The organism is Sphingobacterium athyrii, assembly GCF_003071065.1.
Lineage (GTDB): Bacteria > Bacteroidota > Bacteroidia > Sphingobacteriales > Sphingobacteriaceae > Sphingobacterium > Sphingobacterium athyrii.
The window spans coordinates 291650-316746 of record NZ_QCXX01000001.1 but is presented as its reverse complement, the minus strand read 5'-3'; the positions used below and the strand labels follow the sequence as shown (position 1 = coordinate 316746).

The 25097-nt window shown below is 40.5% G+C and carries 25 protein-coding genes; 9 read left to right on the top strand and 16 right to left on the bottom strand.

Features of this window, described 5'->3' with window-relative positions:
* The first annotated feature begins 53 nt into the window (after nucleotides 1–53).
* Genes DCO56_RS01410 through DCO56_RS01385 form a run of 6 tightly spaced genes read left to right on the top strand, consistent with a single transcriptional unit; the run spans nucleotide 54 to nucleotide 6282 of the window.
* Nucleotides 54–797, top strand: coding sequence for an RluA family pseudouridine synthase (locus DCO56_RS01410; RefSeq protein WP_108631989.1), 744 nt, complete (start codon nucleotides 54–56; stop codon nucleotides 795–797).
* Nucleotides 798–816: 19 nt separating this feature from the next.
* Nucleotides 817–1410, top strand: a complete 594-nt coding sequence (locus DCO56_RS01405) for a TlpA family protein disulfide reductase (RefSeq protein ID WP_108631988.1) — start codon at nucleotides 817–819, stop codon at nucleotides 1408–1410.
* Nucleotides 1411–1429: 19 nt separating this feature from the next.
* The gene (gene pyrF, locus DCO56_RS01400; protein WP_108631987.1) at nucleotides 1430–2266 is read left to right on the top strand and encodes an orotidine-5'-phosphate decarboxylase; all 837 of its coding nucleotides are present in this window, start codon (nucleotides 1430–1432) and stop codon (nucleotides 2264–2266) included.
* 42 nt (nucleotides 2267–2308) lie between these two features.
* A complete protein-coding gene (gene guaA / locus DCO56_RS01395) occupies nucleotides 2309–3859 on the top strand; it encodes a glutamine-hydrolyzing GMP synthase (protein WP_108631986.1) in 1551 nt (516 codons plus the stop codon).
* Nucleotides 3816–5099 carry an ABC transporter substrate-binding protein gene (locus DCO56_RS01390; RefSeq protein ID WP_108631985.1) on the top strand — a complete coding sequence of 428 codons (1284 nt, stop codon included), beginning with the start codon at nucleotides 3816–3818 and terminating at the stop codon, nucleotides 5097–5099. The genes guaA and DCO56_RS01390 overlap by 44 nt, the downstream gene beginning before the upstream one ends.
* Before the next feature lie 7 nt (nucleotides 5100–5106).
* On the top strand, nucleotides 5107–6282 hold the full coding sequence (locus tag DCO56_RS01385; protein ID WP_108631984.1) for an RsmB/NOP family class I SAM-dependent RNA methyltransferase: 1176 nt from the start codon (nucleotides 5107–5109) through the stop codon (nucleotides 6280–6282).
* 92 nt (nucleotides 6283–6374) lie between these two features.
* Here DCO56_RS01385 and DCO56_RS01380 read toward each other — a convergent pair whose 3' ends face one another.
* Entirely contained in the window at nucleotides 6375–6848 is a 474-nt protein-coding gene (locus DCO56_RS01380; RefSeq protein ID WP_108631983.1) for a universal stress protein, read from the bottom strand.
* A gap of 73 nt (nucleotides 6849–6921) precedes the next feature.
* Between DCO56_RS01380 and DCO56_RS01375 the strand changes: the two genes are divergently transcribed.
* Nucleotides 6922–7695 (top strand): C40 family peptidase, encoded by a 774-nt coding sequence (locus tag DCO56_RS01375; RefSeq protein ID WP_108631982.1) that lies wholly within the window; start codon nucleotides 6922–6924, stop codon nucleotides 7693–7695.
* A gap of 65 nt (nucleotides 7696–7760) precedes the next feature.
* On the opposite strand, the gene DCO56_RS01370 is transcribed toward DCO56_RS01375, so the two are convergent.
* From DCO56_RS01370 to DCO56_RS01345, 6 genes are all read right to left on the bottom strand, one after another.
* Entirely contained in the window at nucleotides 7761–8348 is a 588-nt protein-coding gene (locus tag DCO56_RS01370; RefSeq protein WP_108631981.1) for an outer membrane beta-barrel protein, read from the bottom strand.
* Between the two features lie 316 nt (nucleotides 8349–8664).
* The gene (dnaJ, locus tag DCO56_RS01365) at nucleotides 8665–9822 is read right to left on the bottom strand and encodes a molecular chaperone DnaJ (protein ID WP_108631980.1); all 1158 of its coding nucleotides are present in this window, start codon (nucleotides 9820–9822) and stop codon (nucleotides 8665–8667) included.
* 10 nt (nucleotides 9823–9832) lie between these two features.
* The gene (locus DCO56_RS01360) at nucleotides 9833–10381 is read right to left on the bottom strand and encodes a nucleotide exchange factor GrpE (protein WP_108631979.1); all 549 of its coding nucleotides are present in this window, start codon (nucleotides 10379–10381) and stop codon (nucleotides 9833–9835) included.
* 158 nt (nucleotides 10382–10539) lie between these two features.
* Nucleotides 10540–11220 carry a cell division ATP-binding protein FtsE gene (locus DCO56_RS01355; RefSeq protein WP_108631978.1) on the bottom strand — a complete coding sequence of 227 codons (681 nt, stop codon included), beginning with the start codon at nucleotides 11218–11220 and terminating at the stop codon, nucleotides 10540–10542.
* Between the two features lie 5 nt (nucleotides 11221–11225).
* Complete coding sequence (locus DCO56_RS01350; protein WP_108631977.1) at nucleotides 11226–11429, bottom strand: fructose-6-phosphate aldolase; 204 nt, start codon at nucleotides 11427–11429, stop codon at nucleotides 11226–11228.
* Between the two features lie 58 nt (nucleotides 11430–11487).
* Nucleotides 11488–12498, bottom strand: coding sequence for an acyl-CoA reductase (locus DCO56_RS01345; RefSeq protein ID WP_108631976.1), 1011 nt, complete (start codon nucleotides 12496–12498; stop codon nucleotides 11488–11490).
* Between the two features lie 157 nt (nucleotides 12499–12655).
* On the opposite strand from DCO56_RS01345, the gene DCO56_RS01340 reads away from it, so the two are divergent.
* On the top strand, nucleotides 12656–13006 hold the full coding sequence (locus tag DCO56_RS01340) for a 4Fe-4S dicluster domain-containing protein (RefSeq protein WP_108631975.1): 351 nt from the start codon (nucleotides 12656–12658) through the stop codon (nucleotides 13004–13006).
* Nucleotides 13007–13181: 175 nt separating this feature from the next.
* Complete coding sequence (locus tag DCO56_RS01335) at nucleotides 13182–14618, top strand: dicarboxylate/amino acid:cation symporter (RefSeq protein ID WP_108631974.1); 1437 nt, start codon at nucleotides 13182–13184, stop codon at nucleotides 14616–14618.
* 85 nt (nucleotides 14619–14703) lie between these two features.
* On the opposite strand, the gene DCO56_RS01330 is transcribed toward DCO56_RS01335, so the two are convergent.
* The 9 genes from DCO56_RS01330 to DCO56_RS01290 form a co-directional block, all read right to left on the bottom strand.
* On the bottom strand, nucleotides 14704–15084 hold the full coding sequence (locus DCO56_RS01330) for a YchJ family protein (protein ID WP_108631973.1): 381 nt from the start codon (nucleotides 15082–15084) through the stop codon (nucleotides 14704–14706).
* Nucleotides 15085–15096: 12 nt separating this feature from the next.
* Nucleotides 15097–15909, bottom strand: coding sequence for a methionine ABC transporter substrate-binding lipoprotein MetQ (metQ, locus tag DCO56_RS01325; RefSeq protein WP_108631972.1), 813 nt, complete (start codon nucleotides 15907–15909; stop codon nucleotides 15097–15099).
* Between the two features lie 245 nt (nucleotides 15910–16154).
* On the bottom strand, nucleotides 16155–16808 hold the full coding sequence (gene metI, locus DCO56_RS01320) for a methionine ABC transporter permease MetI (protein WP_108631971.1): 654 nt from the start codon (nucleotides 16806–16808) through the stop codon (nucleotides 16155–16157).
* The gene (locus DCO56_RS01315; RefSeq protein ID WP_108631970.1) at nucleotides 16801–17820 is read right to left on the bottom strand and encodes a methionine ABC transporter ATP-binding protein; all 1020 of its coding nucleotides are present in this window, start codon (nucleotides 17818–17820) and stop codon (nucleotides 16801–16803) included. Before DCO56_RS01315 ends, metI begins: the two co-directional genes overlap by 8 nt.
* Nucleotides 17821–17987: 167 nt before the next feature.
* Nucleotides 17988–18848, bottom strand: coding sequence for a fumarylacetoacetate hydrolase family protein (locus DCO56_RS01310; RefSeq protein WP_108631969.1), 861 nt, complete (start codon nucleotides 18846–18848; stop codon nucleotides 17988–17990).
* Between the two features lie 58 nt (nucleotides 18849–18906).
* A complete protein-coding gene (locus DCO56_RS01305) occupies nucleotides 18907–19839 on the bottom strand; it encodes a TIGR01777 family oxidoreductase (protein ID WP_108631968.1) in 933 nt (310 codons plus the stop codon).
* Between the two features lie 286 nt (nucleotides 19840–20125).
* Nucleotides 20126–20968: a DUF3347 domain-containing protein gene (locus DCO56_RS01300; protein WP_165306608.1), complete on the bottom strand. Its 843-nt coding sequence runs from the start codon at nucleotides 20966–20968 to the stop codon at nucleotides 20126–20128.
* Nucleotides 20969–21682: 714 nt separating this feature from the next.
* Nucleotides 21683–24058 carry a hypothetical protein gene (locus DCO56_RS01295; RefSeq protein WP_108631966.1) on the bottom strand — a complete coding sequence of 792 codons (2376 nt, stop codon included), beginning with the start codon at nucleotides 24056–24058 and terminating at the stop codon, nucleotides 21683–21685.
* A gap of 53 nt (nucleotides 24059–24111) precedes the next feature.
* Complete coding sequence (locus DCO56_RS01290; RefSeq protein WP_108631965.1) at nucleotides 24112–24981, bottom strand: SH3 domain-containing protein; 870 nt, start codon at nucleotides 24979–24981, stop codon at nucleotides 24112–24114.
* Between the last annotated feature and the right edge of the window lie 116 nt (nucleotides 24982–25097).

Below are 25097 nucleotides of genomic sequence, written 5' to 3'. Positions count from 1 at the left end.
GTTTTTATCATACATTGGCCAATATTCTGCCTTGTGTTTTGTATTTTTGTCAAATGATACAGAATGAAACCCGTCTATTTAAATTTCCCAAATTTTCAGAATTAATAATCCATGAGGATGAAAATTTGATTGTTATAAATAAACCCCCTTTTGTCGCTTCTTTGGATGAAAGGGAGGGGGGAGAGATTAATATTCTCCGTTTGGCAAAGAAATATCATGCTGACGCTCAAGTCTGCCATCGTCTGGATAAGGAGACTTCCGGTATTTTGTTGATCGCGAAAAATCCGGAAACCTACCGTTCGATTTCCATCGCTTTTGAGAAGCGCAGAGTCAATAAGATCTACCATGCCATTATCAGTGGCACGCATACTTTTAACGATCTTGTCGTCGACCTGCCCATTTTAAACTTAGGTAATAAAAATGTATCCATTGACCGCGCAAATGGCAAGCCTGCGGAAACCATCTTTAATTCCCTTAAATATTATAAGAATTATACCTTAGTAGCGTGTAAACCGATCACTGGGCGCATGCACCAAATCCGTATTCACTTGGCTACACAGCATGCCGCAATTGTAGGGGATAGTATGTACCGCGGAAAACCTGTTTACCTGTCGCAAATTAAGAAAAGAGGCTATACTTTATCCAAGGATGAAGAAGAACAACCAATTATGAAACGTTTTGCCTTGCATGCCAAGCATGTTGAATTTGAATTGAATGATGAACAAATGGTGTTTGAGGCACCTTATCCGAAAGATTTTGCGACTTTGCTGAAGCTGTTGGATAAATTTGATTCTTAATCTGCCGTAAATCTTATTTATGAATCCAAAAACAAAAAAGATAATTGGCAATGTTGTGTTTGTGCTGTTCATTGGTTTATTGATATGGCCGACCAGTAGGAGTTATTTTCAACAGCTGTTGATGAAGATCGGTTTATTTAAACCGAAATTGGAAGTACCAAAACAGGTTGCCGAGCCGATTGATGCTGTAGCAAAACCGGTGAGCAACACCGTTTCTTTTGTTAATCCTCTGGGCGAAACCATTCAAGTAGCGGACTTAAAGGGTAAGGTCGTTTTTATCAACTTTTGGGCGACTTGGTGTGGGCCATGCCGAGCCGAGATGCCTTCTATTAATGTGCTTTACGATAAATTTAAGGACAATCCGAATATTGTATTTCTGATTGTGGAGATAGAGGGTGATAAAGAGAAGGCTGCTGCTTTTGTCAAGAATGAGAAGTTAACCTTGCCGATTAGTTATCCAAACAGCGATATTCCCAAAGAATGGCTTTCAGAGTCTATTCCAAGTACCGTGATTTTGGGCAAGGATGGCAAGTTAGCGACACGGCATGAGGGTATGGCCGATTACTCTACACCCGATGTGGCAACCTTTATTCAAGATTTAATCAATAAATAATTACGATCTATACATTAGCATGACCAGAGCAGAACTTATCCATCAAATTAAAGAGAAACGTTCGTTTTTATGTGTCGGATTGGACACAGACCTTACTAAGATTCCTGAGCACCTTTTGGATGATGAGGATCCGATCTATAGTTTCAATAAAGCTATTATTGATGCTACAGCTGATTTATGTGTCGCATATAAACCAAATATCGCCTTCTATGAATGTTACGGACTAAAGGGATGGCAGTCGCTTCAAAAAACTTGGGCTGCATTACCGAAAGACTGTTTTAGTATCGCAGATGCCAAACGGGGCGATATCGGAAATACCTCAGGTCGTTATGCTATGGCTTTTTTTGATGAGTCAAACTCCGGTTTAGGATTTGATAGCATAACCATTGCTCCTTACATGGGGAAAGATTCGGTCACACCGTTTTTGGATTTCAAGGATAAGTGGGCTATTGTACTGGCATTAACATCGAATGAAGGCAGCCGGGATTTTCAGAATTTTGAGAATAAGGAAGGGCTTCAGTTATTTGAGCAGGTTATTGACAAAGTAAATACTTGGGGGAATATAGACAATTTAATGTATGTTGTGGGGGCGACAAGGGGAGAAGGCTTTATTAAGATTCGTGAACATGCACCGGAACATTTTCTATTGGTACCGGGGGTAGGTGCACAGGGCGGCTCGCTAGAAGATGTTTGTAAATATGGGATGAATGGAGATTGTGGACTTTTGGTGAATAGTACCAGAGGAATTATATATGCTTCAAAAGGACGTGATTTTGCGGAACGCGCGCGTGAGGAAGCCTTGAAATTACAAAAAGAGATGGAAATTGAACTGCTAAAAGCAGGTATTATTTCCTGATTTGACATTTAATAATTCATTCGTAATACTTACCTTTGCAGCATGCCAGAAAAAATTATCATTCTAGACTTCGGGTCTCAGTACACGCAATTAATTGCAAGACGTGTCAGAGAACTAAATGTGTATTGTGAGATACACCCGTTTAATAAATTGCCAGATTTTGACGAATCTGTGAAAGGTGTTATATTCTCCGGAAGCCCCTTTTCGGTTCGACAAGAGGATGCACCTCAAATTGATTTTGTCGCTATTCAGGAGCGCTTTCCTCTTTTAGGGGTGTGTTATGGTGCACAGTACATTGCTCAACAATCAGGTGGAGATGTATTGCCATCTGAAATCCGTGAATATGGTCGTGCAAATCTGCAATTTCTCAATAATGAAAATGAATTGTTGGCAGGTGTACCCGTACAATCTCAAGTATGGATGTCGCATGGCGATACGATTAAGGAGGTGCCAGCAAACTTTGATATCATTGCCAGTACAGATAAAGTACGCGTAGCGGCTTACCAGATAAAAGGTACACGCACTTATGGTATACAGTTTCATCCAGAAGTAACACACAGCACGGATGGTGCCATTTTATTGAAAAATTTTGTTGTCGGGATCTGTGGTTGTGCGCAGGACTGGACTCCAGATGCTTTTGTAGAGACAACCGTAGCATCATTGAAAGAACAGCTGGGTAATGACCATGTGATCATGGCTTTATCCGGAGGTGTTGATTCTACTGTTGCTGCAGTTTTATTACACCACGCAATCGGACAGAAATTACATTGTATTTTCGTGGATCATGGTTTGCTTCGTAAAGATGAATACGAGCAAGTATTGGATTCTTACAAAAATATGGGTTTAAATATTAGGGGAATTAATGCAAAAGACCTGTTCTATGGTCGTTTGGCAGGAGTTTCTGAACCTGAGGAGAAGCGTAAGATCATCGGTAATTCCTTTATTGATGTGTTTGACGAAGCTGCGAAGGAAATTCAAAAAGAATTACCGGAAGGAATTGAAGCCAAGTGGTTGGGACAGGGTACAATTTATCCTGATATTATTGAATCAGTTTCGGTTAAAGGGCCTTCAGCAACCATAAAATCACATCATAATGTAGGCGGTTTGCCTGATTTTATGAAATTGAAAGTTGTTGAACCATTGAAGACGTTATTTAAAGATGAGGTCAGAAGAGTTGGTAGGGCATTAGAGGTAGATCAGGCGATTTTGGGCAGACATCCGTTCCCCGGTCCAGGTTTGGCCATTCGTATTTTAGGTGATATTACTGCCGAAAGAGTACGGATTGTTCAGGAAGCAGATGCGATCTTTATCAATAACTTGAAAGAATCCGGTTGGTATGATAAAGTATGGCAGGCTGGTACGATCTTTTTACCTGTACGGTCAGTAGGGGTAATGGGTGACGAACGTACTTACGAGCATGTCGTGAGCTTAAGAGCTGTAGGATCGCTTGATGGGATGACTGCAGATTGGATACATCTACCATATGACCTGTTGGCAAAAATTTCAAATGAAATTATCAACCATGTGAAAGGAATTAACAGAGTTGTATATGATATCAGTTCAAAACCACCCGCTACGATTGAGTGGGAATAAAATATGGGTTGCAGCACTCGTGGCATTATGCTTAGCGAGCTGTACAACCAAAAAAAGCACAGTATTGCGTTCGCCCTCTTCTAGTCGGGGCGAACAGCAAACTGCTGTCACTAAACCAAACAGTGAGAAAGATAAACCTGCCATAAAGGTAGGTGATGTGCAAAATGTAAATGGCCATTCGGTTAAGAACAATAAAATTGCACTGCTTTTGCCGTTTGAATTAAATAGCATCGCTAAAACGGTGACTACAGAAGACGTCGAGCGCTCTGCTCTGGCACTGGATTTTTACCAAGGTTTTCAATTAGGTCTGGATAAGATCGCTAAAGACGGGATGCTTTTTGATTTGCAGGTTATCGACTCGCGCGATAATGTTGCCTATAATGCGTCGCTGGGAACCGCGGCGGCAGTAAAGGATGCCGCGCTTGTTGTCGGACCTGTCTATCCAAGGGAAATTCGAAGTTTTGCGCAGACTTTTGCCAACAAAAATGTTCTTCAGGTTTCTCCATTGGCAGCAACGATGGCTTCAGAATTTAGCCTGCCCAACCTTGTGTCCATGACACCGTCGATACGGACACATGCTGAAACCTTGGCAAAATACGTTGCCGATCAGTATTATAATGGCGATCAGATTTTGATCTATGATGCCGGTGATGATGAGAGCAAACAGTTTTTGGTTAATTTTGCTAATGAAGTTACAAAGGCAAATGCGCAGGCAAAGATAAAAACAGTGATGAGCATCAATGAGCTCAATAATAGTCTTGTACTCGCAGGAACGAATCATGTGGTGTCCGGAACCGCTAATAAGAATCTCGTCAAAGGATTGTTGGATGCTATGGATGAGCGTTTCTTGAACCCCGGTAATCAATTTAAGTTGTATGGACATCCAAACTTTTCGAAGCTTTCTTTTGAAAATTTTGAAAATATGGACTTTTATGGCTTGACGATTACATCTTCGAGTCTGGCCGATGAATCGGATGGTGATACGAGAAAGTTTATAGCAAATTATAAATCGCTGTATAAAGTCGATCCTTCGGAGTTTTCCTATAAGGGCTACGATGCGGCTGTTTATTTTGGCCGTTTGCTCCATAAATATGGTGTTGACTATGTAAGCCATATCACCCAGGAAAAATTCTCGGGGCTCAATAGTGATTATAAATTTGAGTTTTATCCAAAATGGGGCTATGCCAATAGAGCTTTAGGGATAATGGTCTATCACAACAGGAAATTTGAAAGGAAATAATCTTTGAATGGCTGAATTGAGTGAAAAACGTGTTTACCAACAAATACGTAATTTTGAGCGTGCAATGGATGGTTTTGAGGGACATCAGCCATTTTCACGATATTTGACGACTTTTTTTAAGGAAAATAAACAGATGGGATCCTCGGATCGGAAGTCTACTTCCCGTTTGTGCTATAACTATTTTCGTTTGGGGGCAGCGGCCCCACAGTTGTCACAGCAGCGACGACTGGTCCTTGCTGAGTTTTTATGTGAAAAAGACAGCCCATTGGTGAGCTTACTCGAACCTGCATATCTTGAAAAGCTGGGTTTATCCGTAGGCGAAAAGATTGCTTTTCTAGAATCTGAAGGACTAATAAAAAGCGAGGATCTATTTCCATTTACCGCATATTTTTCGCCCCAGATTGATACCAAACTTTTTTTGGAGAGCCAACTGGTACAACCACATCTCTATATTCGAATAAAAAGGGGTAAAAATAAAATCGTACGTGCGATTTTGGACGAAAATCAGATTCCCTATCATGAATTGGACGATCAGACTATCGCTTTAGCGAATGGTACCTCATTGCAGCGATTTTCCACATTAGAAGGACTTGTTGAAGTGCAGGATCTATCTTCACAGCGTACACTTGCATTTATGAAACCGGCGGAAAGGGAATCTTGGTGGGATGCTTGCGCAGCATCCGGGGGTAAATCTCTTTTGTTAATGGACGCCTGTCCCTCGATAAACCTATTGGTATCTGATCTTCGTATGAGTATCCTCCGAAATCTGGACGAGCGATTTGACCTGGTGGGAATTAAGCATTACCGAAAGAAAATACTGGACCTGACAAAAGACCCATATCCCATATTGGGGAATGAAAAATTTGACGGGGTATTATTGGATGCACCCTGTACGGGCTCCGGGACCTGGGGGCGCACACCAGAGATGATCCGGCAGTTTAAAACCGTCAAGATCGAGGAGTTTAGCACATTGCAGAAGACAATTGCAAGTCATGTCGCCGGTTATGTGAAAGTGGGGAAGCCACTGATCTATATTACCTGCTCGATATTTAAGGCTGAGAATGAAGAGGTGGTAGATTACATCTTAAATAATTTAGGTTTTGAACTGGAAAGCATGCGTTGTCTGGATGGTTATACGGAAAGAGCGGATAGTATGTTTGTCGCCCGGTTGATCAAAAAATAAGCAGATTGGCCTAGAAATATAGAAGAGCCTATTCTTTTCCCTAAGAATAGGCTCTTTATTTTATCTCGACCATTGCAATTCGGACAGATCCGTTAATCGCATTTGCTTGGAATGACCAGCACCGGACAGGTAGCTTTGCGGATAACGGACTCCGATACAGAACCTGAAATAAAATGGTCGAACCCAGTTCGTCCATTTGATCCCATAATGATGAGATCTGCCGACCATTCATGCGAAGCAGCAAGAATTTCTTCTTTGATGGATCCAATTCGATTGAAAAGATATACTTCTCCCGATTCCGTAAATTCGCGGCTTAATTTTTCAAGATATTTTTGCGCATTTTCCTGTTCCATTTCGGATACCTCCGGCACAATGATCGGTTGCTGACCCAATAAGGGATCAGCTCCAAAATTAGTCGGTGAGGTGGGCGGAATAACCGTGACGAGCGCAACTGAGGCGTTAAATACCTGAGCCATTTCCTTCGCATAGAGAATGGCTTTCTCTAAACATGGAGCATCATCGACTGCAACGAGTATTCTTTTGAATTTTAAATTTGTATTCTCCATATCTACTATAATTAATTTATCTTCGTTTTATAATATATAATCACATATTTGACAATTTTGTTTTGTTGGGCCAATGAAATATGGTATTTGTACGTTAGCTCTCGTTCCGTTGCGTGCGGAACAGGCACATCGGAGTGAGATGGTTTCCCAGGTATTGTTTGCTGAATTATTTGAAATTCTGGAAATACAGACGGAATGGACATCGATAAGGCTGTTAGAAACAGGTTACTTGGGCTGGATTCAGAATGGTCAGTTTAGGAAGCTTGATCCTATGGAAATGGAGGAATATCTTGCCGCAGATCTAAGACTGGTTGGCAGGGAAGGAGGCTTGCTTCTGAATGGTACGGAGCGGCTATACCTCTGCCATGGTACAAAGCTCTATTTAGCTGAGGGAGATCGGTTTCGGGTAGCACAGCTGGATATGACTTACCAAGGCAGTATCAACTCTTTTTCTGGGGCTGATTTTGAAACTAAAGTTGCCGAACTGGCCATGAGCTATAAGGATACACCCTATTTATGGGGTGGACGTTCTCAGTGGGGAATAGACTGTTCTGGTTTTTCGCAGTTGATCTATAGCTGTTTTGGCATAGCTCTGCCTAGGGATGCGTATCAGCAAGCAGAACTAGGAGAGACAGTTGATTTTATCTCGGAAATTAAAGTCGGGGATTTAGCTTATTTTGACAACGCGGATGGACGGATTACTCATGTGGGCATTATGCTGGATCGGGATACCATTATTCATGCCTCAGCGAAAGTACGTATTGACCGAATGGACAATGAAGGCATTTTTAATCAGGAACTAAATCGCTATTCCCATAAATTGCGAATTATTAAACGCTATACCTAATGATGAAAAAAGGCTATAAGTATCAGTACCTATAGCCCCTTTCTTTCTTTCTTATCAACTACCTATTAGAAATGGAACTGTACACCTAAAGTTGGTGCTAAAGAGTTCGCATCTAAACCAAATGTATTTGTTGTGATATCGTTGGTTTTATCTTTATTATAGTTATAGTATAAACCTCTAACTTTTAATTCGATACCAATTTTACTTGTTGGGAAGTACGCCAATCCTGGTGCTAATTCAACACCATAGTTTTCGAATTTGTTTTTTGTTTCAACGTTATTTGATTCAGCTGTCACTTTTCCCCATGACATTGGTACGGATAATTGTGCAAAGAATCTTAATGGACCATTAGCAGAGTATTTTCTGACGAATGGAGCTACTTGAAAAGCGTCAACTTTAGTACTGTGGTTTTTGTCAACTTCGTTTTTGCTCCAGTTGTAACCAACGCCAGTACCTACTGCCCAGTTGTCACTTACGAAGTAACCAACAGTTGGATTGATAGAAAATGAATTATCTTTGCGATCTGTATCTTTAACTTTAGAAGTTTCGAAGCCAACTTGACCACCAACCATAATTTTTCCTTTTTCAGTTTGTGCGTTTGCTGCAATTGTTAAACCTGCAATGGCAGTTAATGTAAGTAAAACTTTTTTCATGTCTTTTTTATTTTAATAGTTTGTTCTAATGAGCCAGTAATTACTTTCTGACTTTTTTAATTCATTAGTCAAATATCGCAAAGTTATTTTATTTTATTGTCACTATATTGTCTAGATATTTTACCAAAATCGTAAATGATAGTGGTTCAATTGATTAAATTTTATGCTTTTTTTATAAATTGCTTATTGTTTTAACAATGTCTGAAGAGTGTTGACTTTTTGTAATTATTTGTCAATTTGACGTAAGAAAGCAAAAAAAAGAGTCCTATATCAATTGATATAGGACTCTCCATGTCGTTGTTTAAATCCGACTTTTTTATTCGAAATATTCTTTTATGCGTTCAAAGAATGACTTCTCACTTTTACCGGGCTGCGGTTTGAAGTTCGGTGATTCTTTGAGTTTATTTAATAGTTCTTTTTCTTCGTTGGATACAGCTTTTGGTGTCCAGATATTCACATAAACAAGTTGATCCCCCTTGTGGTAGGAATTGACCTCGGGAATACCTTTTCCTTTTAGACGTAATATTTTGCCCCCCTGCGTTCCGGGTTCAATTTTTATTTTGGCTTTTCCGTCAATTGTAGGTACTTCTACACTAGTACCTAATGTAGCGTCCACAAAATTGATGTACAGATCATAAATGACATTTAGGCCATCACGTTTTAAGCTTTCGTGAGGTACTTCTTCGATTAATATGATCAGGTCTCCCGGAATACCGCCGCGTGGAGCTGCGTTACCTTTACCGCTCATTGAGAGCTGCATTCCTTCGCTCACGCCTGCAGGAATATTGATCGCAATTGTTTCTTCACCGCGTTCTAATCCTTCACCTCGGCAAGTTGTACATTTTGCGGTAATTTCAACACCTTCGCCATTACAGGTAGGGCAGGTGCTGGTGGTTTGCATTTGTCCCAAGATGGTGTTGGTCACTCTGCGTACTGATCCTGAGCCACCACAGGTTTTACAGGTATGGAAAGACGATTTATCTTTTGCTCCTGTGCCCTCACAACTATGACAGGAAACTTGTTTATTTACTTTAACTTTTTTCTCAACACCTTTAGCGATTTCTTCAAGAGTCAATTTAACTTTAATGCGTAAATTGCTTCCACGCGCTACGCGACGTCCTCCACGTTGACCTCCGCCGCCACCTCCAAAGAAGCTTTCGAACGGATGTCCACCACCAAAAATATCACCGAACTGACTGAATATATCGTCCATATTCATGCCGCCACCACCACCGTAGCCACCACTTGCTGAATTACCGGCGTGGCCAAATTGGTCGTAGCGTTGACGTTTTTGTGAATTGCTCAAGATATCGTATGCCTCAGCAGCTTCCTTAAATTTTTCCTCAGCTTCATGGTCACCGGGATTTTTATCCGGGTGATATTTAATCGCTAATTTGCGATAAGCTGATTTAATCTCCTTCTCGTCCGCTGAACGCGCGACACCAAGTATATCGTAATAATCTCTTTTTGACATCGTCTTACTATTATTGACCTATAACTACTTTCGCGTGACGGATCACTTTGTCACCTAGGTAGTACCCCTTTTCGATAACGTCCACTACTTTATTTTTTAAATCTGCCGTTGGTGCTGGAATAGATGTAATAGCTTCCTGCAATTCAGGGTCAAATGCCTGACCGATCGTTTCCATTTCTTTTAACCCCAATTGAGACAATGTCTGTCTTAGTTTGTTGTTAACGATATCCATTCCCGTTTTGACAGATGCCACATCTGTTGCAGTTTCCATGGCATTTAAGGCACGGTCAAAATCATCTAAGGTAGGTAATAACTTTCCGATCACATCTTTACCGGCTGATTGAATCAATTCAACACGCTCTTTGCTCGTACGTTTTCTGTAATTGTCAAATTCAGCAGATAGACGAATGTATTTATCCTTTGCCTCTGCCAATTCGGCTGCCAGCTTCTCTTCAGGAGACAATTCTACCTGATTTTCCGAAGGCTGCTCCTGTTGATCAGAAGAATTAGTTTCTACTTGATCTTGACTCTCATCATAATAATTATCTTGCTCATTCATATCTTCAATGCTAAAATAGATTCAAAAATTTACTATACCTTCCTTTGTCAAAGTTTTTGCCAAACAATAAAATTCCGACAGCTTGTCAGATTTTATCAAAAAAGCCTAACAATTTGTCGGAATTTGTAAAAATGTCTTTTTAACTGTCAGTTTTTCGTTTAGATGCTGACATCATCTTGTAGAATACCGTCCCCGGTTTTGATAATCCGGGATGGCATATTGCGAATAATGGTATAATCGTGGGTAGCCATTAAAATTGCAGTTCCAGAATTGGCAATGTCACGCAGTAAAAGGACAATTTCCTCCGACGTTGCCGGATCCAGATTACCCGTAGGCTCATCCGCCAAAATGATCTCCGGATTATTCAGTAGTGCACGAGCAATAACGATCCGTTGTTGCTCACCACCTGAAAGCTCATGGGGCATTTTCTTTAATTTAGAACGGAGTCCGACTTTTTCCAAGACGTCCAAGATACGTGCATCGATCATTTTTTTATCTTTCCAGCCCGTCGCCTTTAAGGCAAACTCCAAGTTCTTTTCGATCGTCCGGTCTGAGAGTAAATGAAAATCCTGAAAGACAATTCCCAATTTCCTGCGTAAATAGGGGACATCATTTTCATGAAGTTTCTTTAAATCAAAGCCAGCAATCATTCCTTCGCCATTGCCGATATACAAATCGCCATAGATGATTTTTAATAAACTACTTTTTCCACTGCCAGACTGTCCGATAAGGTAGAGAAACTCTCCTTTGCCGATACTTAAATTGACATTGGATAATACCAGATGTTTCTGTTGAAAGATATCAACGTTCTTTAATGTAATTACTTTATTTTCAATCATGGGCGTTAAAACTCTAATTTTTTAATTTGGCCAAAAGGCATTTCTTTGACCAATTGCATGATATATTCTGCCTTTTCTCCTAATCCGATCTTATCAAGAGACTTGTCAGGCCGATCCACTCTAAAATATGCTAACAAGGTGAAGGCATCATCTCGCAGCTGCACATAGTCGGGGATTTTGGCGACACCTCTTACTTTAATGATATACATGATTTCAAAGTTAGTATTTTTAATGCAATTTCCGTACTACGAAATTAACCGAAGCTTACTAGTTTGTAAATAAGAAGTCTAAGGTATTTATCCCATCTGCATAATCATCTAAAGCAGGACACTGACTTTCACCAAAATGAAAAACTGGCGACTGAATGTTCAATTGCACTTCCGAGACCACACATTGGATATTTTCGGCTTGTTGATTCAACTCGTTTTCGACATCTCCAAGGCTGTCGTATTCTTCATAATAAACGACAGATAGCGGAGATGCTGTACGCTCATCCCGTTTGAGCAATAGAAAACCATTGTCAAAATGTTTGTCTCCATTGATCAAATAGATGGATTTATTGTAGTCGTAATTGTTATTGTATTTATAGTGGTCAGCCACATCTTTAAAATCTGCTATTCCTTCAAAAAAATGGGAAACATTATAGCCTTTCGGAACAAAAATTTTGGAAACGGAACGACAGCCGAGTCCGAAATAATCGAAGATGTCGTGCCCCAAAGCCTGTAGTTGTGCAGCGGATTCCGTACCGGTAATAACGGCAACACTATTTCTGTTGCGTCGGATAATATGCGGCTTAACTCCAAAATAATAATCGAAGTAACGGGCCGTATTATTTGATCCGGTCGCAATGACAAGGTCGAAGTCTTTGAGTTTATCTACGATTTCAAAAGCTGTTTCAAAAGCGGGTTCGATTTGTTTTAAACGATTGAGTACATAGTTTGTTAAACCAGCGTCATCTGAGGATACTTTAATTTTTGCCCTAAATCCGCTGATTAATACACAAAGGATATCATGAAAACCAACCAGTGGAATATTTCCGGCGAGAATTAAGCCTACTGTTTTAGCCGACTCGTTATCCGGATAGTCCTGTAACCAGTAATTGAGCTGTTCTGCCGTTAAGTTGGAAGTAATCGCATGTAGGGCATTTTCAACATTTTTTATGGTATACCAAGGGTTTTTATGTTGCGCCAGTTGAATGATCTGAATAAGATCTTCAGGCTGCTTTTTCAACAGTTCACCCAGTTTTACAAACGCATTTATTCGTTGTTGCTTTGTCAAAATATTAAATTTTTAAAAGATGAATACACAAATTTGTGTTATATTTGTGCTGTTAACATTAATCAACGTGAATCAACTAGCCTTATTGTACAATCAGACTTTGTTTTCATATTGATAATGCAAAAATAGTTTATTTATCATAATTGTGAGGTTATAAATGGCGATTAAAATTACAGACGAATGCATTAACTGTGGTGCTTGCGAACCAGAATGCCCAAATAATGCAATATACGATGCTGGTGTAACTTGGAAATTCTCAGATGGGACTGCTTTAGATGGTGTTATAGATTTTGGTGATGGCGTTACGCTCGATGCGAATGAATCACAGGACGCGATCTCAAATGAAGTCTATTATATTGTTTCGGATAAATGTACGGAGTGTGTAGGTTTCCACGATGAGCCGCAATGTGCGGCTGTTTGTCCGGTAGACTGTTGTGTGGATGACGAAGATGTACGCGAGTCTAACGATGAGCTATTAGCGAAAAAAGCTTGGTTACACGCGGAATAATTTTTTGATTCCGTTAAAATATAAGGCAGGGTAAGAAATTATCCTGCTTTTTTTATGCTCCTGCATTTCTGGGAAATCGGTATTTTGTTGTGAAACAGCGGCTGTTTAAATAATAATATTTGCAAAAGCATAGGATTTTTTTATTTTTGTTCTTTTGACCATTAAAATCTTTTAAATGTTAAAAACCAAAATAGGGTACATCACCCTGATCACAGTTACATTAGCTTGTATCATTGCTGTATTATACGAATTTGATGTTGTAGGCTTTTCGCATGAATTTCTAATGGCTGTCCGTTGGATAGTTGCCACCGTTTTGGTTGTGAATGCGCTTTATAAGAAAAATTTGACTACCTGGATCCTGACCTGTATGATCCTGGGTATTTTTGTCGGGCTGGATTTTCCCAATCTGGCAATCTCTTTGCAGCCATTGAGCAAAGGTTTCATCAAGCTGGTGAAAACAATTGTAGGGCCTATTCTTTTTGCTACACTGGTTTATGGTATTGCTGGGCATTCTGATCTGAAACAGGTGGGACGTATGGCCTGGAAATCTATGCTGTATTTCTTCTGTGCAACGACCTGTGCTATTTTTATTGGTTTGGGTGCGATTAATCTGACCCGTGCCGGTGTAGGTGTGGATGTTGCACATATGCCACATGAGGAGCTGCCCGCACCTAAAGAAAGTATGGATGAACATGTCTTGAAATCGCTGCCCGATAATGTACATCCCGTTTACAAATTCACTTCATTTATCCGAGATCTCTTTCCTGAAAATATCGTAAAATCTGTTGCCGATAATCAGGTGTTACAGATTGTTGTCTTTTCGGTGCTATTCGGAATCGGGCTTGCAATGGTTGATGAGAAGAAGCGGAAACCTTTGGTGGATTTTACGGAAAGCATGTCTGAGACAATGTTTAAGTTCACGAATATCATTATGTATTTCGCGCCGGTTGGGGTGGGAGCTGCAATGGCCTATACGGTAGGTCATCTTGGTGTTGATATTTTGAAAAACCTATTTATGCTGTTGGCAACATTGTATTTTGCATTGTTTTGCTTTCTGACTTTGGTGTTGCTTCCTGTTGCACTTTACTTAAAAATTCCTGTCAGACGTTTTATTAACGCCATCAAAGAACCGGTGTCTATTGCTTTCGCCACGACAAGTTCAGATGCTGCTTTACCGAAAGCGATGAGCGCAATGGAGAAATTTGGCGTTCCGCGTAAGATCGTTTCATTTGTTATCCCTACAGGCTATAGCTTTAACCTGGACGGTACTTCGTTGTATTTATCGCTGGCTGCAATTTTTGTTGCGCAGGCAGCTGGTATTCACTTGTCGTTTGGACAGCAGCTCATGATTGCCTTCACATTAATGATTACCTCTAAAGGAGTAGCGGCAGTGCCCCGTGCTTCGTTAATTATCTTAATAGCAACGGCTGATCAGTTTGGTCTGCCAACCTTTGTTATCGCCGCGATTTTGGGTATAGATGAATTGATGGATATGGCACGTACTTCAGTTAATGTTGTTGGTAACTGCCTTGCAACGGTAGTTGTCGCAAAGTGGGAGGGTGAGTTTGATGAAGAAGCGCCTTACCGCGAAGATACGGAGGAATTGGTTTAAGTTATCCGTTCTAACATATACAAAAAAAGCTGCGCTAATATTTCTTGTTAGCGCAGTTTTTTTTGTATAAAATCTCCAGGATAGTTTACCGGCCATCTACATAATACCAAAGATCACCTTGTTGTTTAAATGTAGACTTTTCATGGTGGATCTGTACTTGCAGCTCCGAATCCAAATAATGCGCTTCAAATTCTACCGTCGAAAATGTTGCTTTCAGTATATTGAGCTGCATCCACTTATTTTCCTTAGCCCATTGCTCAATAGCATTCTTATTTTGGAATCTTCTTGTTGTAGGGTGGAATGTGTTGTACAAAAAGTCAATGTTTCCTACAGCAAAAGCACTGTAGCGTGCCCGCATAAGTGCTTCGGCAGTAGTTGCTTTGGTATGGCTGCTGTGCACTTGCTGACAGCAGTCCGCAAAAGTTAGTCCTGAGCCACAAGGGCAAGAATGAGTTGTTTCAGTCACAATTTTTAACGTTTACCAGCCTTTAATGGCACCGTTTTTAAACACCTTTTTCGCTGTTGCTTCTACTTCCGGAGATTGATAGGACTGTATAAACTGCTGTACTTTTTCGTCATTTTTATTATCTGCCCGTGCAACGATTAAGTTGACATAAGGGGATTCTTTATCCTCTGTAAATAATCCTTGTTTTTCAGGGTCCAGTCCAGCCTGTGAAGCAAAGCTATTATTGATGATCGCCATTACAACCTGAGGATCATCTAGTACGCGTGGGAGCTGTGGAGCTTCCATCTCAATGATTTTGATCTGCTTCGGATTGCTGACAATATCTGTCACTTTTGGTTGTATGCCCACATTCTCCTTTAAGCCGATGATTCCCTCACGCTGGAGAAGTAAGAGCGAACGCCCACCGTTTGTAGGGTCATTTGGGATAGCGATAGTCGCACCCGGCTGAAGTTCGGTAATGGTTTTGATCTTTTTGGAATAGGCGACAATCGGGAATACAAACGTATTGCCCACGATAGTTAATTTGGTAAAGCCACGTTGTTTGGACTGCTCCTGTAGATAAGGCTGGTGCTGAAATACATTGACATCGATATCACCTTGATTCAAGGCTTCATTTGGCACAACGTAATCATTGAAGGAAATTAGTTCCACATCCAGATTGAACTTTTCTTTTGCAACTTTCTTAGCCGTTTCAGCAAGTTCCTTTTCAGGACCTGTTACCACACCAACCTTAAGGGTATTTTCCTTCTTTTCCCTGTTATTACAAGCTACAATAGTCGTCAGACTAAAGGCTAAGATTGCAAATGCATAGTTCAATTTTTTCATCTGTATAAATTTGTTTATTCATTAGTCAGTTTTCCCTTTAAGGCATTATTCATAAATATTTATTTTCAATGGTATTCATGAGCTCGTTTCATGCTGCCTTCGGCGGTTTCCATTTGTGATGAAGCTATCAGATTTATTCATCGAGTGTATGTTTTAAGCGGCATTGATGAGGTCGCTTTTGCTCGGTTATTCACTCCAAAGTATGATCGAATAAATCATGATGGTTTCATAAGATACAATTAATGTTAACGATGGTTTACTTTTTTTGATATGTAATCACCTGTATACTGTAACAGGAATACGATTAAAATTAATAAAATAAGAACAGAATTCATGATAAAGGTGTCATAACCTACATATCCATATTGATAGCCGATCTGTCCTAGTCCTCCGGCTCCAACGGCACCGCCCATTGCGGAATAACCTACAAGTGTAATTAAGGTGATCGTCGCATTGTTGACCAATGATGGGAGTGCTTCGGGGAGCAGCACTTTGAAGATAACCTGCTGCGTGCTTGCCCCCATGGCTCTGGCGGCTTCAATTAATCCGTTGGGAATCTCCAGTAAGCTGTTTTCCACCAATCGCGCAATAAATGGTGCTGCGCCAATACTTAAGGGTACCAATGCTGCCGACATACCTATTGATGTTCCTACAAGCTGACGTGTAAATGGGATCATCCAGACAATGAGAATAATGAATGGAATAGATCTAAACACGTTCACTAAGAGCGAAACAATCTGATGCATGGTTTTGTTTTCCAGCAGTTGATGTTTCCGTGTGAGGAATAGATAGATTCCAAGTGGAAGCCCGATTATAAATCCAAAAAAGCCAGACAGGAATGTCATCATGAGTGTTTCGAGCGTTCCTGATAATAGTAATTCTAGTACTTGATCAGACATAACCTAATATTTTAGTTTGCGGATGCTGTTCTTTTAAATAGGAGAGACTCGCTTTTATTTTGTCGATATCACCTGACAATTCAGCTAATATAACACCGAATTTCATGTCACCGACATAGTCGATCTGTGCGGTGATAATATTTGTTTTAACCTGAAATTGCTGTTCCAATTGTTGAATAAAAGGAATAGATTCTTCGCTCGATGTCATGTAGATCTCTACAAGAGGATTTCCCTGCTCTTTTAATCGCTCCTGAAAACCTAAAGGAATTTCAACCTGCAACGAGGACTGAATAAAATTTTTCGTAGTTTCCTGCTGCGGGTTTGCAAAAATCATTTCAACGGAACCACTTTCAATTAAAGTTCCATGATCCAGAACGGCGACTTGATCGCATATTCTTTTGATCACATCCATTTCATGGGTGATCAATAAGATGGTAAGTCCCAGTTGTTTATTAATTTGTTTTAATAAAGTAAGGATAGATTTGGTCGTTGCAGGATCCAATGCGCTGGTCGCTTCATCACAAAGCAGAATATGTGGATCATTGGCCAAAGCCCGTGCTATAGCAACCCGTTGTTTTTGTCCTCCGGATAAGTTAGCCGGATAGCTTTCGGCCTTGTCTTCCAAGCCTACCAAGTGCAGTAACTCGGAAACTTTTTGCCGGATAAACGTTTTTGATTTGCCTTCAAGCTGCAATGGAAAAGAGATGTTTTCAAAGACCGTTAGGGACGACAGTAAATTGAAATGCTGAAATATCATTCCAATTTTTCTCCTTTTCATCATTAAGACTTTGGGCGACATGGACATCAAGTCTTCATTTTCAATAATGACTTGGCCTGTATCCGGTCTTTCCAAAAGATTGACACAGCGGATCAGTGTACTTTTTCCGGCGCCGGAAGCTCCTATGACACCAAATATTTCTCCTTTACCGATGGTCAGCGAAAGGCTTTTCAATGCATCGATTCGTCTGGATTTGACCTGGAATGATTTAGATATGTTGTTTAGTTGAATCATTGACCCTCTAGGGATTTACGCATTTATGTTAACAAAGTGGATGTCGATATAAATGTACATAAATGCGGTTGATAAATTACAATGAAATGACGAAAAAAATGGCAGTTGAGTCGGTCTTTCCATGCTGCAGTTACGCTATGGAAAGACCGGTCTACAGGAACAAATTTCTAGGATAAGGAGTAAGCTGATACAACCTGTTTTCCAGATCCAAGTCCTTCTATGCCATATTCAATAATATCGCCATCGCGGAGGAATCGTTGTGGAGATTTTCCCATACCCGAACCTGCTGGCGACCCTGTTGAGATAATGTCACCGGGAAGGAGGGACATAAACTGGCTTAAATAAGATATCAATTTTGGTACACGGTATATAAAATCGCTTGTATTACCATCTTGCATCAGTTCACCGTTTAATTTAAGCCAAATTCTCATGTTATCTACATCTTGAATCTCATCTTTTGTGGCGATAAACGGACCTATAGGAGCGAAGGTGTCGCAACCCTTACCTTTGTCCCAGGTACCACCTCTTTCGATCTGAAACTCTCGTTCGGTCACATCGTTATGCAAGACATAACCAAATACATAATCCAGCGCTTCTTCTTCGCTGACATAAGATGCTTTCTTACCGATAACGATAGCAAGCTCAGTTTCCCAATCGGATTTCACGGAATTTTTAGGTAATGTAATACCATCGAAAGGTCCATTAAACGCAGAAACCGATTTCATGAATACAATAGGTTCTGCAGCTTGTTGCAAGTTGGTTTCCTTGACGTGATCGTCGAAGTTCAATCCAACACAAAGAATTTTGGAAGGAGTTTCTAAAGGAGTGCCGATACGTTCATTGACATCTATTTCTTTTAGGGTTTCACTGTTCTTTTCTACATATGCCTGAAGTTTCTCCAAATTTGCCGTATTTGCAAAGAAATCACGGTTATATTGAAAATTTCCTTCTGAAACATCATATTTCTTTTCATTCAAAATGACTCCCGCTTTTTCGGAGCCCTTTGCGCCATATCTAAAAATCTTCATAAGCCGCAAATATACGGATTTTGTCCCAAAAAGGGCCGAAATTAACGGGAATTAACAATTAACCAATGTGTAAATTATCTATACAATTATTGTCCAAAGTCGGATATTTAAACGGAAATTTCTCATCGAGGATCTTTTTGTTGCTCACCCAGGTTCCGTTGAGTACCATTTCCTGTCCTTTTTTTCCAAGAAATAGCTTAATCAAAAATGCTGGTACAGGAAAAGGGAGGTACAGTATGCCGTATCGTCGTCTTGCAATCCGTTTGGTGAATTGGCCAATCGGCATAGGTTCGGATGAACAGGCATTATAAACGCCGGCGACAGCGTTGTTTTGTATTGCAAATAGAAGCATTCGGGCAAGATCCTCCATGTGGATCCAGCTCAACATCTGTTTGCCTGATCCCAAAATGGGATTCAGCCGAAAACGTAACAACTGATTGATCTCTTTCAATAGACCCTGATCTTTACTGAGCACAACTCCGAATCGAAAGACGACGAGCCTTTTTCCGAGGGTTTCGATAGGTTTGACACTGCCTTCCCAAAGGTTGCAGACCCAGGATAAAAAATCGCCGCCCTGAGGATCACCTTCTTCAAACGGCTTTTTTTGATAACTGTCATCGGCTCCATACCACCCGATTGCTGATGCTGATATAACGGCCTTTACCTGGTTTGGAATCTGTTTTAATGTCTGATAAATCAGCTGCCCACTCTCTACGCGGCTGGATATAATTTCTTGTTGGTACGCTTTGCTCCATCGTGCGGCATTGAGATTGGCGCCAGCTAAATTGATGATGTAATCAGCTTCCTGGATTGATTTTATATCAATGATTTGCTTTTTCGGGTTCCAGTCGACATACCGGACGTTATGTTGTGTCGGATGAGCCTTTGGATCTCTCGTGAAGATGATTACTTCATAGAAATTGGCGACCAGCAACTTTGCTAAATGGAGGCCAATAGCACCTGTTCCTCCTGTAATAATTACTTTTTCCATGGATTAAATTTCATCTTATTTGATCACGATATCTTTATTATTTTCCTTAATTATCTTTTGTGTGCTTAGCCTGATACTCCTCCTAATATACTATTTTGAATCAATAAAAGAAGCTACAATTTAAGGTTTATCCTTTGAAATAATCTGTTTTTACGAATTTCGTTTGGTAATTTATATCCCGAGTCAAAATGGAGCAGCCAAATTGGAATATGTCATAAAAAAGGCCCGTCTGCATTGCGGACGAACCTTTGGTATAGAGACTGATCTCTTTGAGGTACTGGTCTCTTTATTGTATGGTTTGGATTGTACTTCCACAAGTTAGCATCTGGGCGCCATAGTATGGATTTTTGACGTCTTTATTGAGGCTTAACCAGGTTGCTCCTTTGCCGCCGTTAAACATGGGGCATTTTTGTTGATAAACCGGAAGTGCAGGTTTGGAACTTTTTGCCAACTTATAGACCTCTTCGGAGACCGAAACAAATGCCACACGTTGCTTTGCAAGATCTTTCGCCTCCTGGAGCGCCTTCGCATGCTGTGTTATGGCGTTTGCCTGTGCTTTCCAGGCTTGTTGCTCGGCGGCAGTTAAGTCATTCGATTTTAAGGCCGTTAGCAGACTTGAAAGTTTTGCAGCAGCAGTAGATACAGTCTTGTAATCGGAGGCAACCAGTGCATCTTTCAACTGGAAATACTGGTCATAAATCGTCTGGAAGCTACCCGCCTTAACGACAGATGTCAATCCACTGCTTTCTTCTTTGCTTTCAGGCGTATTTTCAGGATTGGCCGGTGGGGCACTTAAGGTTCTGTCATATTGACAACAGCCATGCAAGTCGGCATAGGTCGTTGCTGGCGCTAGGTATTTTTCATTGTCATAACCTGCCAATGCGACCTTTTTCAAAACAGCATCCAGCGAGGTTTTTTCTGCATTAAAAGAGATACTTGCGGTCTGGTTATCCTCGTTCCAATCTATTTTGGAGTCCGCAGAGTTTCCAGCTTTTTCTATTGTTTTTTTGCACATGCCGCAATTGCCACTGATTTTTACGGTTGGGGTTGTCATGGTAGTATGCTGACCATAAGTCGTTATGCTCACGCAGAGAAGGCCAGCTGTTATGATGTTATTTAGAATTCTCATGTATCCAATTTTTAAAATATTTTGTTGATTTAATGGACTTGTAACCGACTTTATCCGGTTCCCATTGGAGTTTTGAGATACATTTTTTTTGTCAATGTATGCCCCGATCTCCATTTTTAAGCTTAATAAGTTTGTGGTCAGCTTATTTTTGGCGGAACCCAAGGATAAAAGTAACCGTCCGAAAGGTAAACGGATAGCAAGCCGCGATATGATTTTTTTAAGAATGAAGAGCAAATTTTAGGAAGCTGTACGGGCACTGTCGAGACAGCCAATACACTTGTTACAGAAGCACAGTGGCAGCTACAGTCAGAACATTGCCTGCGGTGCTGGCACATGCTTTTCTCCTTACCTTGGAACTTTTTACAACAATTATTTTTTTTACTCCCAGATTCCGTACTGTCCATACGGCAAGTCTGAACTTTACTTTGATGACAGGGTAACGCAACTATTGGCTTGAACCATAAGCCAAGAAAGAGCAATAATCCGATTAGATGTTTCAGTCCGGTCACAATTCAAAGATAAGTTTTTTTGCATAAGTAATACATTCATTCTTATGTCTGTTCGAGCTTTTTCTTTCTATTCATACTAGTGTTGCTGCCGGGGAGAGGGGATACTGTATTGGGATTCCAGTTGTTCCGTAAAGTATAAAAGCGTAGCAGAAAGTTTTACTATCTACTACGCTTCTTTTCCTTTATTTAGGCTTTAAAGGTCCCGTTAGAATTTGAAATTCGATAAAAATCCGGGTTTCCTCCAGGTCTTTTTATATTCATCAGCCAACGGGCTATGATCGGAATAAGCCAGCACTTCGTTGAGCAGGCTATGGGCTTTTTTTAGGTTACCTGTTTTGTAATTGACTAGAGCTTCTGCTAGCTTTACCGACTCACAGTCATCATCATACCCCCATTCATGTTGTGTATATATTCCATTAAAGATCATTACACAACGACTTACTTCCGTTAGCTTGTTCTGCTCAGCATACAACAGGATTCCGAATTTAAGCCAGAGCACATAATCTTCCGGATCCATGACGGTTGCAACCCAACTGTCATGGCGTTGAAATACTTCTTCACCCGATCTAAATTCGGATAGGAAGTAATGCCCCTTTATAATCAAATACAAAGTCTTTGCTTTATCAAAGTCATCGATGATAAATTCCTTTTTATTTTTGAGGTATTTTTGTGCAGCAGCTATAATATCGCTATAGTCGGATATCTCATTGTATAGCTGCATGAGGATATACTGCGGTTGTGCTTCATGCGGATATTGCTGTGCCATACCTTCATAATAATGGATACGGTAATCACGATCGTTTGGCTCGAGGATATCATAAATAATGCCCTCCACACCATTTTTAGCGGCCTCAAAATCCCGGTAATGATAGTCGTTCAGGGTAGGATGGTTTATATAAAACTGATAAATGTGCTCGAGAAGATATTGTGCTTCTGCCTGTATATCGGGAGAAAGTCCCAGGTGATAATTCACTTCGAGCTGGTGGACAAACATTTGATAACAGCTGGGAAATACCAGATCTGAGTCTTCTTCAGTAGACTGTTCTTCCATTACCTCATCGCGCATTTCATTGAGGTCACTCAAAGTGACTTGGTATGTGTCGAAATATAGTACGAGGGCGTCTTTTAAGCGTTCATAATCCTTCAATTTCGACAATGCATCTGTTCTCGTCTGATGTAGTTCTTCAAAATCTGAGTAGTTTAATCCTTCAGTTGCGATTTGATAACTATCTTCGAGGAGATCCACATTCTTTAAAGCAATTGCCAGGTTATTGCAATTCATTGCACGATTGTGGCTTCCCCCGAAATAATCACTTTCATATTTTCCCGCCTCGAAATAAGCCGCAAATGCATCATAGGCTTGGCGATAAATAGCAAGGTATAGTTGTCGCAAGGCCAATGTATCTTCAGCTGACAGCGTATCCAACGCATCGACAAAGTCGGACAGATTAATCGCTTCATTATAGAGTTCGCGCGGGAGGTCTTCAAAAACCGGAATATGCGTATATATATCACCTGTCGTTAGGTAGGTACATTCCACAAGACGTCGCCAAGATGTCGCATTCCATTGGCGTTCTCCAGATTGTTGGAGATAAGGTAGAGCAGCTTCGTGCTGTCCATCGTCGTAAAGGTATGCGCCTGCAAAATGATAGCCAGCGTACAAGTCAGGGTATTGGTCAATCAGTTTTAATGCATGTAGGTAATAATAATCGAATGGTATACCGATATCTTCGGAATAATTACGTTCAATGATCAGCTGATAATAGAATACCTCAGGATTCTCATAACCGTCAGCGATCAGATCTTCAAAACGATTGTGCCATTTGACCAATTCGCGGTGGATATGTGCAGCTGAATTTTCGCCTTTAATAAGTTTTAATAATACCTTTAAAGCCAGGTCTATATCCTTGTTTTCATAAGCGATTTCAGCAAGGTCCACATACTGCATTTCATGACTGCTGACGAAACGGTCAAAATGCGTCCGGATTAATGCTGTTAATGCAGCTCCGGAAATTTGCTTTGTGCGGTCCAAGAGATATATTTTCTTCATCCAAAATAGGGAGAAATTATGATCTGCACTTTCCCGATCGTCTTTAAAAGCTTCGTTGAAATAATTGATCCCTTCGTCCAATACCGTCAACAAGGCTGCATCGTCCTGAAGTCCTTCATAAATATTCGCCAGAAAGCCATAACCATACGAAGTCATTTTTGGTATGGCGATCAACTGTTTTGCATAGCGAATAAACTGATCTTTGTTGTTCTCGTTGATGTGTTTCCTCGGGCGATTGATCAGAGCCAGTGAAGCCTCATTACTTAGGACGTAGTTGAGCAGATGGTAAAGGGTTGTTTCATTTTCAGGCTCCACGCTTAGTGCCTTCTGAAGATAAGGAATCATCTTCTCCTGGATGATATCAAAAACAGCTTCATGTCCTTCGTAGAATACCTGGTCGTGATACGCAACGGCAAGATGTGTCCAAAGCGGCACATCTCGGTTGTTTTGTCTTAATTGATTTTCACCTTCAATGATAAATAAATCCAGTTGTCCACTGTAAAATAAATCGTATATATTTTGCTCTTCCATTCCTTGCTTTTTTCTTTTGTTATTTTCCCTAATATGTTAAATTTTATTGAAAATTATTTCAACAGCGAGAGTTTTCTGAATTTATTGCCATCCCATTGAAAATGTTCTTCTCTTTTTGAAACACTATAGTTGGGGTCTTCCCGACTATCATCTTTTACTTCCCCTTGTTCGATGTATTTATAGATCAATTGGTTATTTTTTTTGTGTTCTGAAGGAAATAGGATCTTCTCGTCGTAATAGAAGACACCTGCATCAGCGACAGTATACCTGCTGGGTAAGTTGATTAATTTCCGGCCGGTCCAGGCAGTGTAATAATATTCAGTCGGAACGCCACATGCGCCCGAAAGAAACTCCATTCGTAAGATCTGTTTTACATTAGTTAAGCCCATGTCGGGTAACAATTTACTTTGGGAGTTCAGCTGGCCGGTAAATGCAAATGTGTAGGACTGGCTTGCGATTAGCGAGTCGCTCGTATTCAATATTTTTACTCTGGTTAAAAAATACGCAGTTTCTTCGTCATTTCCCTGTTTGATAAAGCGGTCAAAACCGTATAGGTATTGAAAACCTTCCTTGTCGACTTGCTTACCAAGCGCCAATAAGCCAAGCCAGATAAAACCTTGTTTAAGCTCGCCATTCTTCGTATAGCTGATCTGATACCAGGGGGCATAGAAATTTTTGATTGTGCAGCCTTTAAATGGATCGCTGGTGATGGTAACGGTTGCGCCATGGCTTAATGAATCTATTGCTTTTGAGCTGAGTCCTGGAGCGGAACGGATGTAGGCCTTTTCAACAAAAATAGTGGTGGTTTGCCCTTTCTGTATATTCCAAAGGTTAAAATCGTCGTCAAATGAGATGCCTTCCTGTCCTTTTAGCAGTATGGGCAATAAACTTATGCATACGAGTGTGAAATTTCTTAAATTCATCTTTGTCCTGTTTGCTGCTGCAAAAATAGAAGAATTTTTACGGAGGTTTATCACTGGTTTCAGGTATTTTCCTGCCTGCAACGCCGGTGGGAATAGCGACAGGGTATATGCTCCCT

Coding starts and splice junctions, on each gene's coding strand:
- DCO56_RS01335 (WP_108631974.1), top strand. CDS start 13,182: ATGTTAAAAACCAAAATAGGGTACATCACCCTGATCACAGTTACATTA.
- dnaJ (WP_108631980.1), bottom strand. CDS start 9,822: ATGTCAAAAAGAGATTATTACGATATACTTGGTGTCGCGCGTTCAGCG.
- DCO56_RS01310 (WP_108631969.1), bottom strand. CDS start 18,848: ATGAAGATTTTTAGATATGGCGCAAAGGGCTCCGAAAAAGCGGGAGTC.
- DCO56_RS01290 (WP_108631965.1), bottom strand. CDS start 24,981: ATGAATTTAAGAAATTTCACACTCGTATGCATAAGTTTATTGCCCATA.
- DCO56_RS01370 (WP_108631981.1), bottom strand. CDS start 8,348: ATGAAAAAAGTTTTACTTACATTAACTGCCATTGCAGGTTTAACAATT.
- DCO56_RS01385 (WP_108631984.1), top strand. CDS start 5,107: ATGGCTGAATTGAGTGAAAAACGTGTTTACCAACAAATACGTAATTTT.
- DCO56_RS01375 (WP_108631982.1), top strand. CDS start 6,922: ATGAAATATGGTATTTGTACGTTAGCTCTCGTTCCGTTGCGTGCGGAA.
- metQ (WP_108631972.1), bottom strand. CDS start 15,909: ATGAAAAAATTGAACTATGCATTTGCAATCTTAGCCTTTAGTCTGACG.
- DCO56_RS01355 (WP_108631978.1), bottom strand. CDS start 11,220: ATGATTGAAAATAAAGTAATTACATTAAAGAACGTTGATATCTTTCAA.
- DCO56_RS01410 (WP_108631989.1), top strand. CDS start 54: ATGATACAGAATGAAACCCGTCTATTTAAATTTCCCAAATTTTCAGAA.
- DCO56_RS01315 (WP_108631970.1), bottom strand. CDS start 17,820: ATGATTCAACTAAACAACATATCTAAATCATTCCAGGTCAAATCCAGA.
- guaA (WP_108631986.1), top strand. CDS start 2,309: ATGCCAGAAAAAATTATCATTCTAGACTTCGGGTCTCAGTACACGCAA.
- DCO56_RS01300 (WP_165306608.1), bottom strand. CDS start 20,968: ATGAGAATTCTAAATAACATCATAACAGCTGGCCTTCTCTGCGTGAGC.
- DCO56_RS01405 (WP_108631988.1), top strand. CDS start 817: ATGAATCCAAAAACAAAAAAGATAATTGGCAATGTTGTGTTTGTGCTG.
- DCO56_RS01340 (WP_108631975.1), top strand. CDS start 12,656: ATGGCGATTAAAATTACAGACGAATGCATTAACTGTGGTGCTTGCGAA.
- DCO56_RS01390 (WP_108631985.1), top strand. CDS start 3,816: ATGATATCAGTTCAAAACCACCCGCTACGATTGAGTGGGAATAAAATA.
- DCO56_RS01295 (WP_108631966.1), bottom strand. CDS start 24,058: ATGGAAGAGCAAAATATATACGATTTATTTTACAGTGGACAACTGGAT.
- pyrF (WP_108631987.1), top strand. CDS start 1,430: ATGACCAGAGCAGAACTTATCCATCAAATTAAAGAGAAACGTTCGTTT.
- DCO56_RS01350 (WP_108631977.1), bottom strand. CDS start 11,429: ATGTATATCATTAAAGTAAGAGGTGTCGCCAAAATCCCCGACTATGTG.
- DCO56_RS01305 (WP_108631968.1), bottom strand. CDS start 19,839: ATGGAAAAAGTAATTATTACAGGAGGAACAGGTGCTATTGGCCTCCAT.
- DCO56_RS01360 (WP_108631979.1), bottom strand. CDS start 10,381: ATGAATGAGCAAGATAATTATTATGATGAGAGTCAAGATCAAGTAGAA.
- metI (WP_108631971.1), bottom strand. CDS start 16,808: ATGTCTGATCAAGTACTAGAATTACTATTATCAGGAACGCTCGAAACA.
- DCO56_RS01380 (WP_108631983.1), bottom strand. CDS start 6,848: ATGGAGAATACAAATTTAAAATTCAAAAGAATACTCGTTGCAGTCGAT.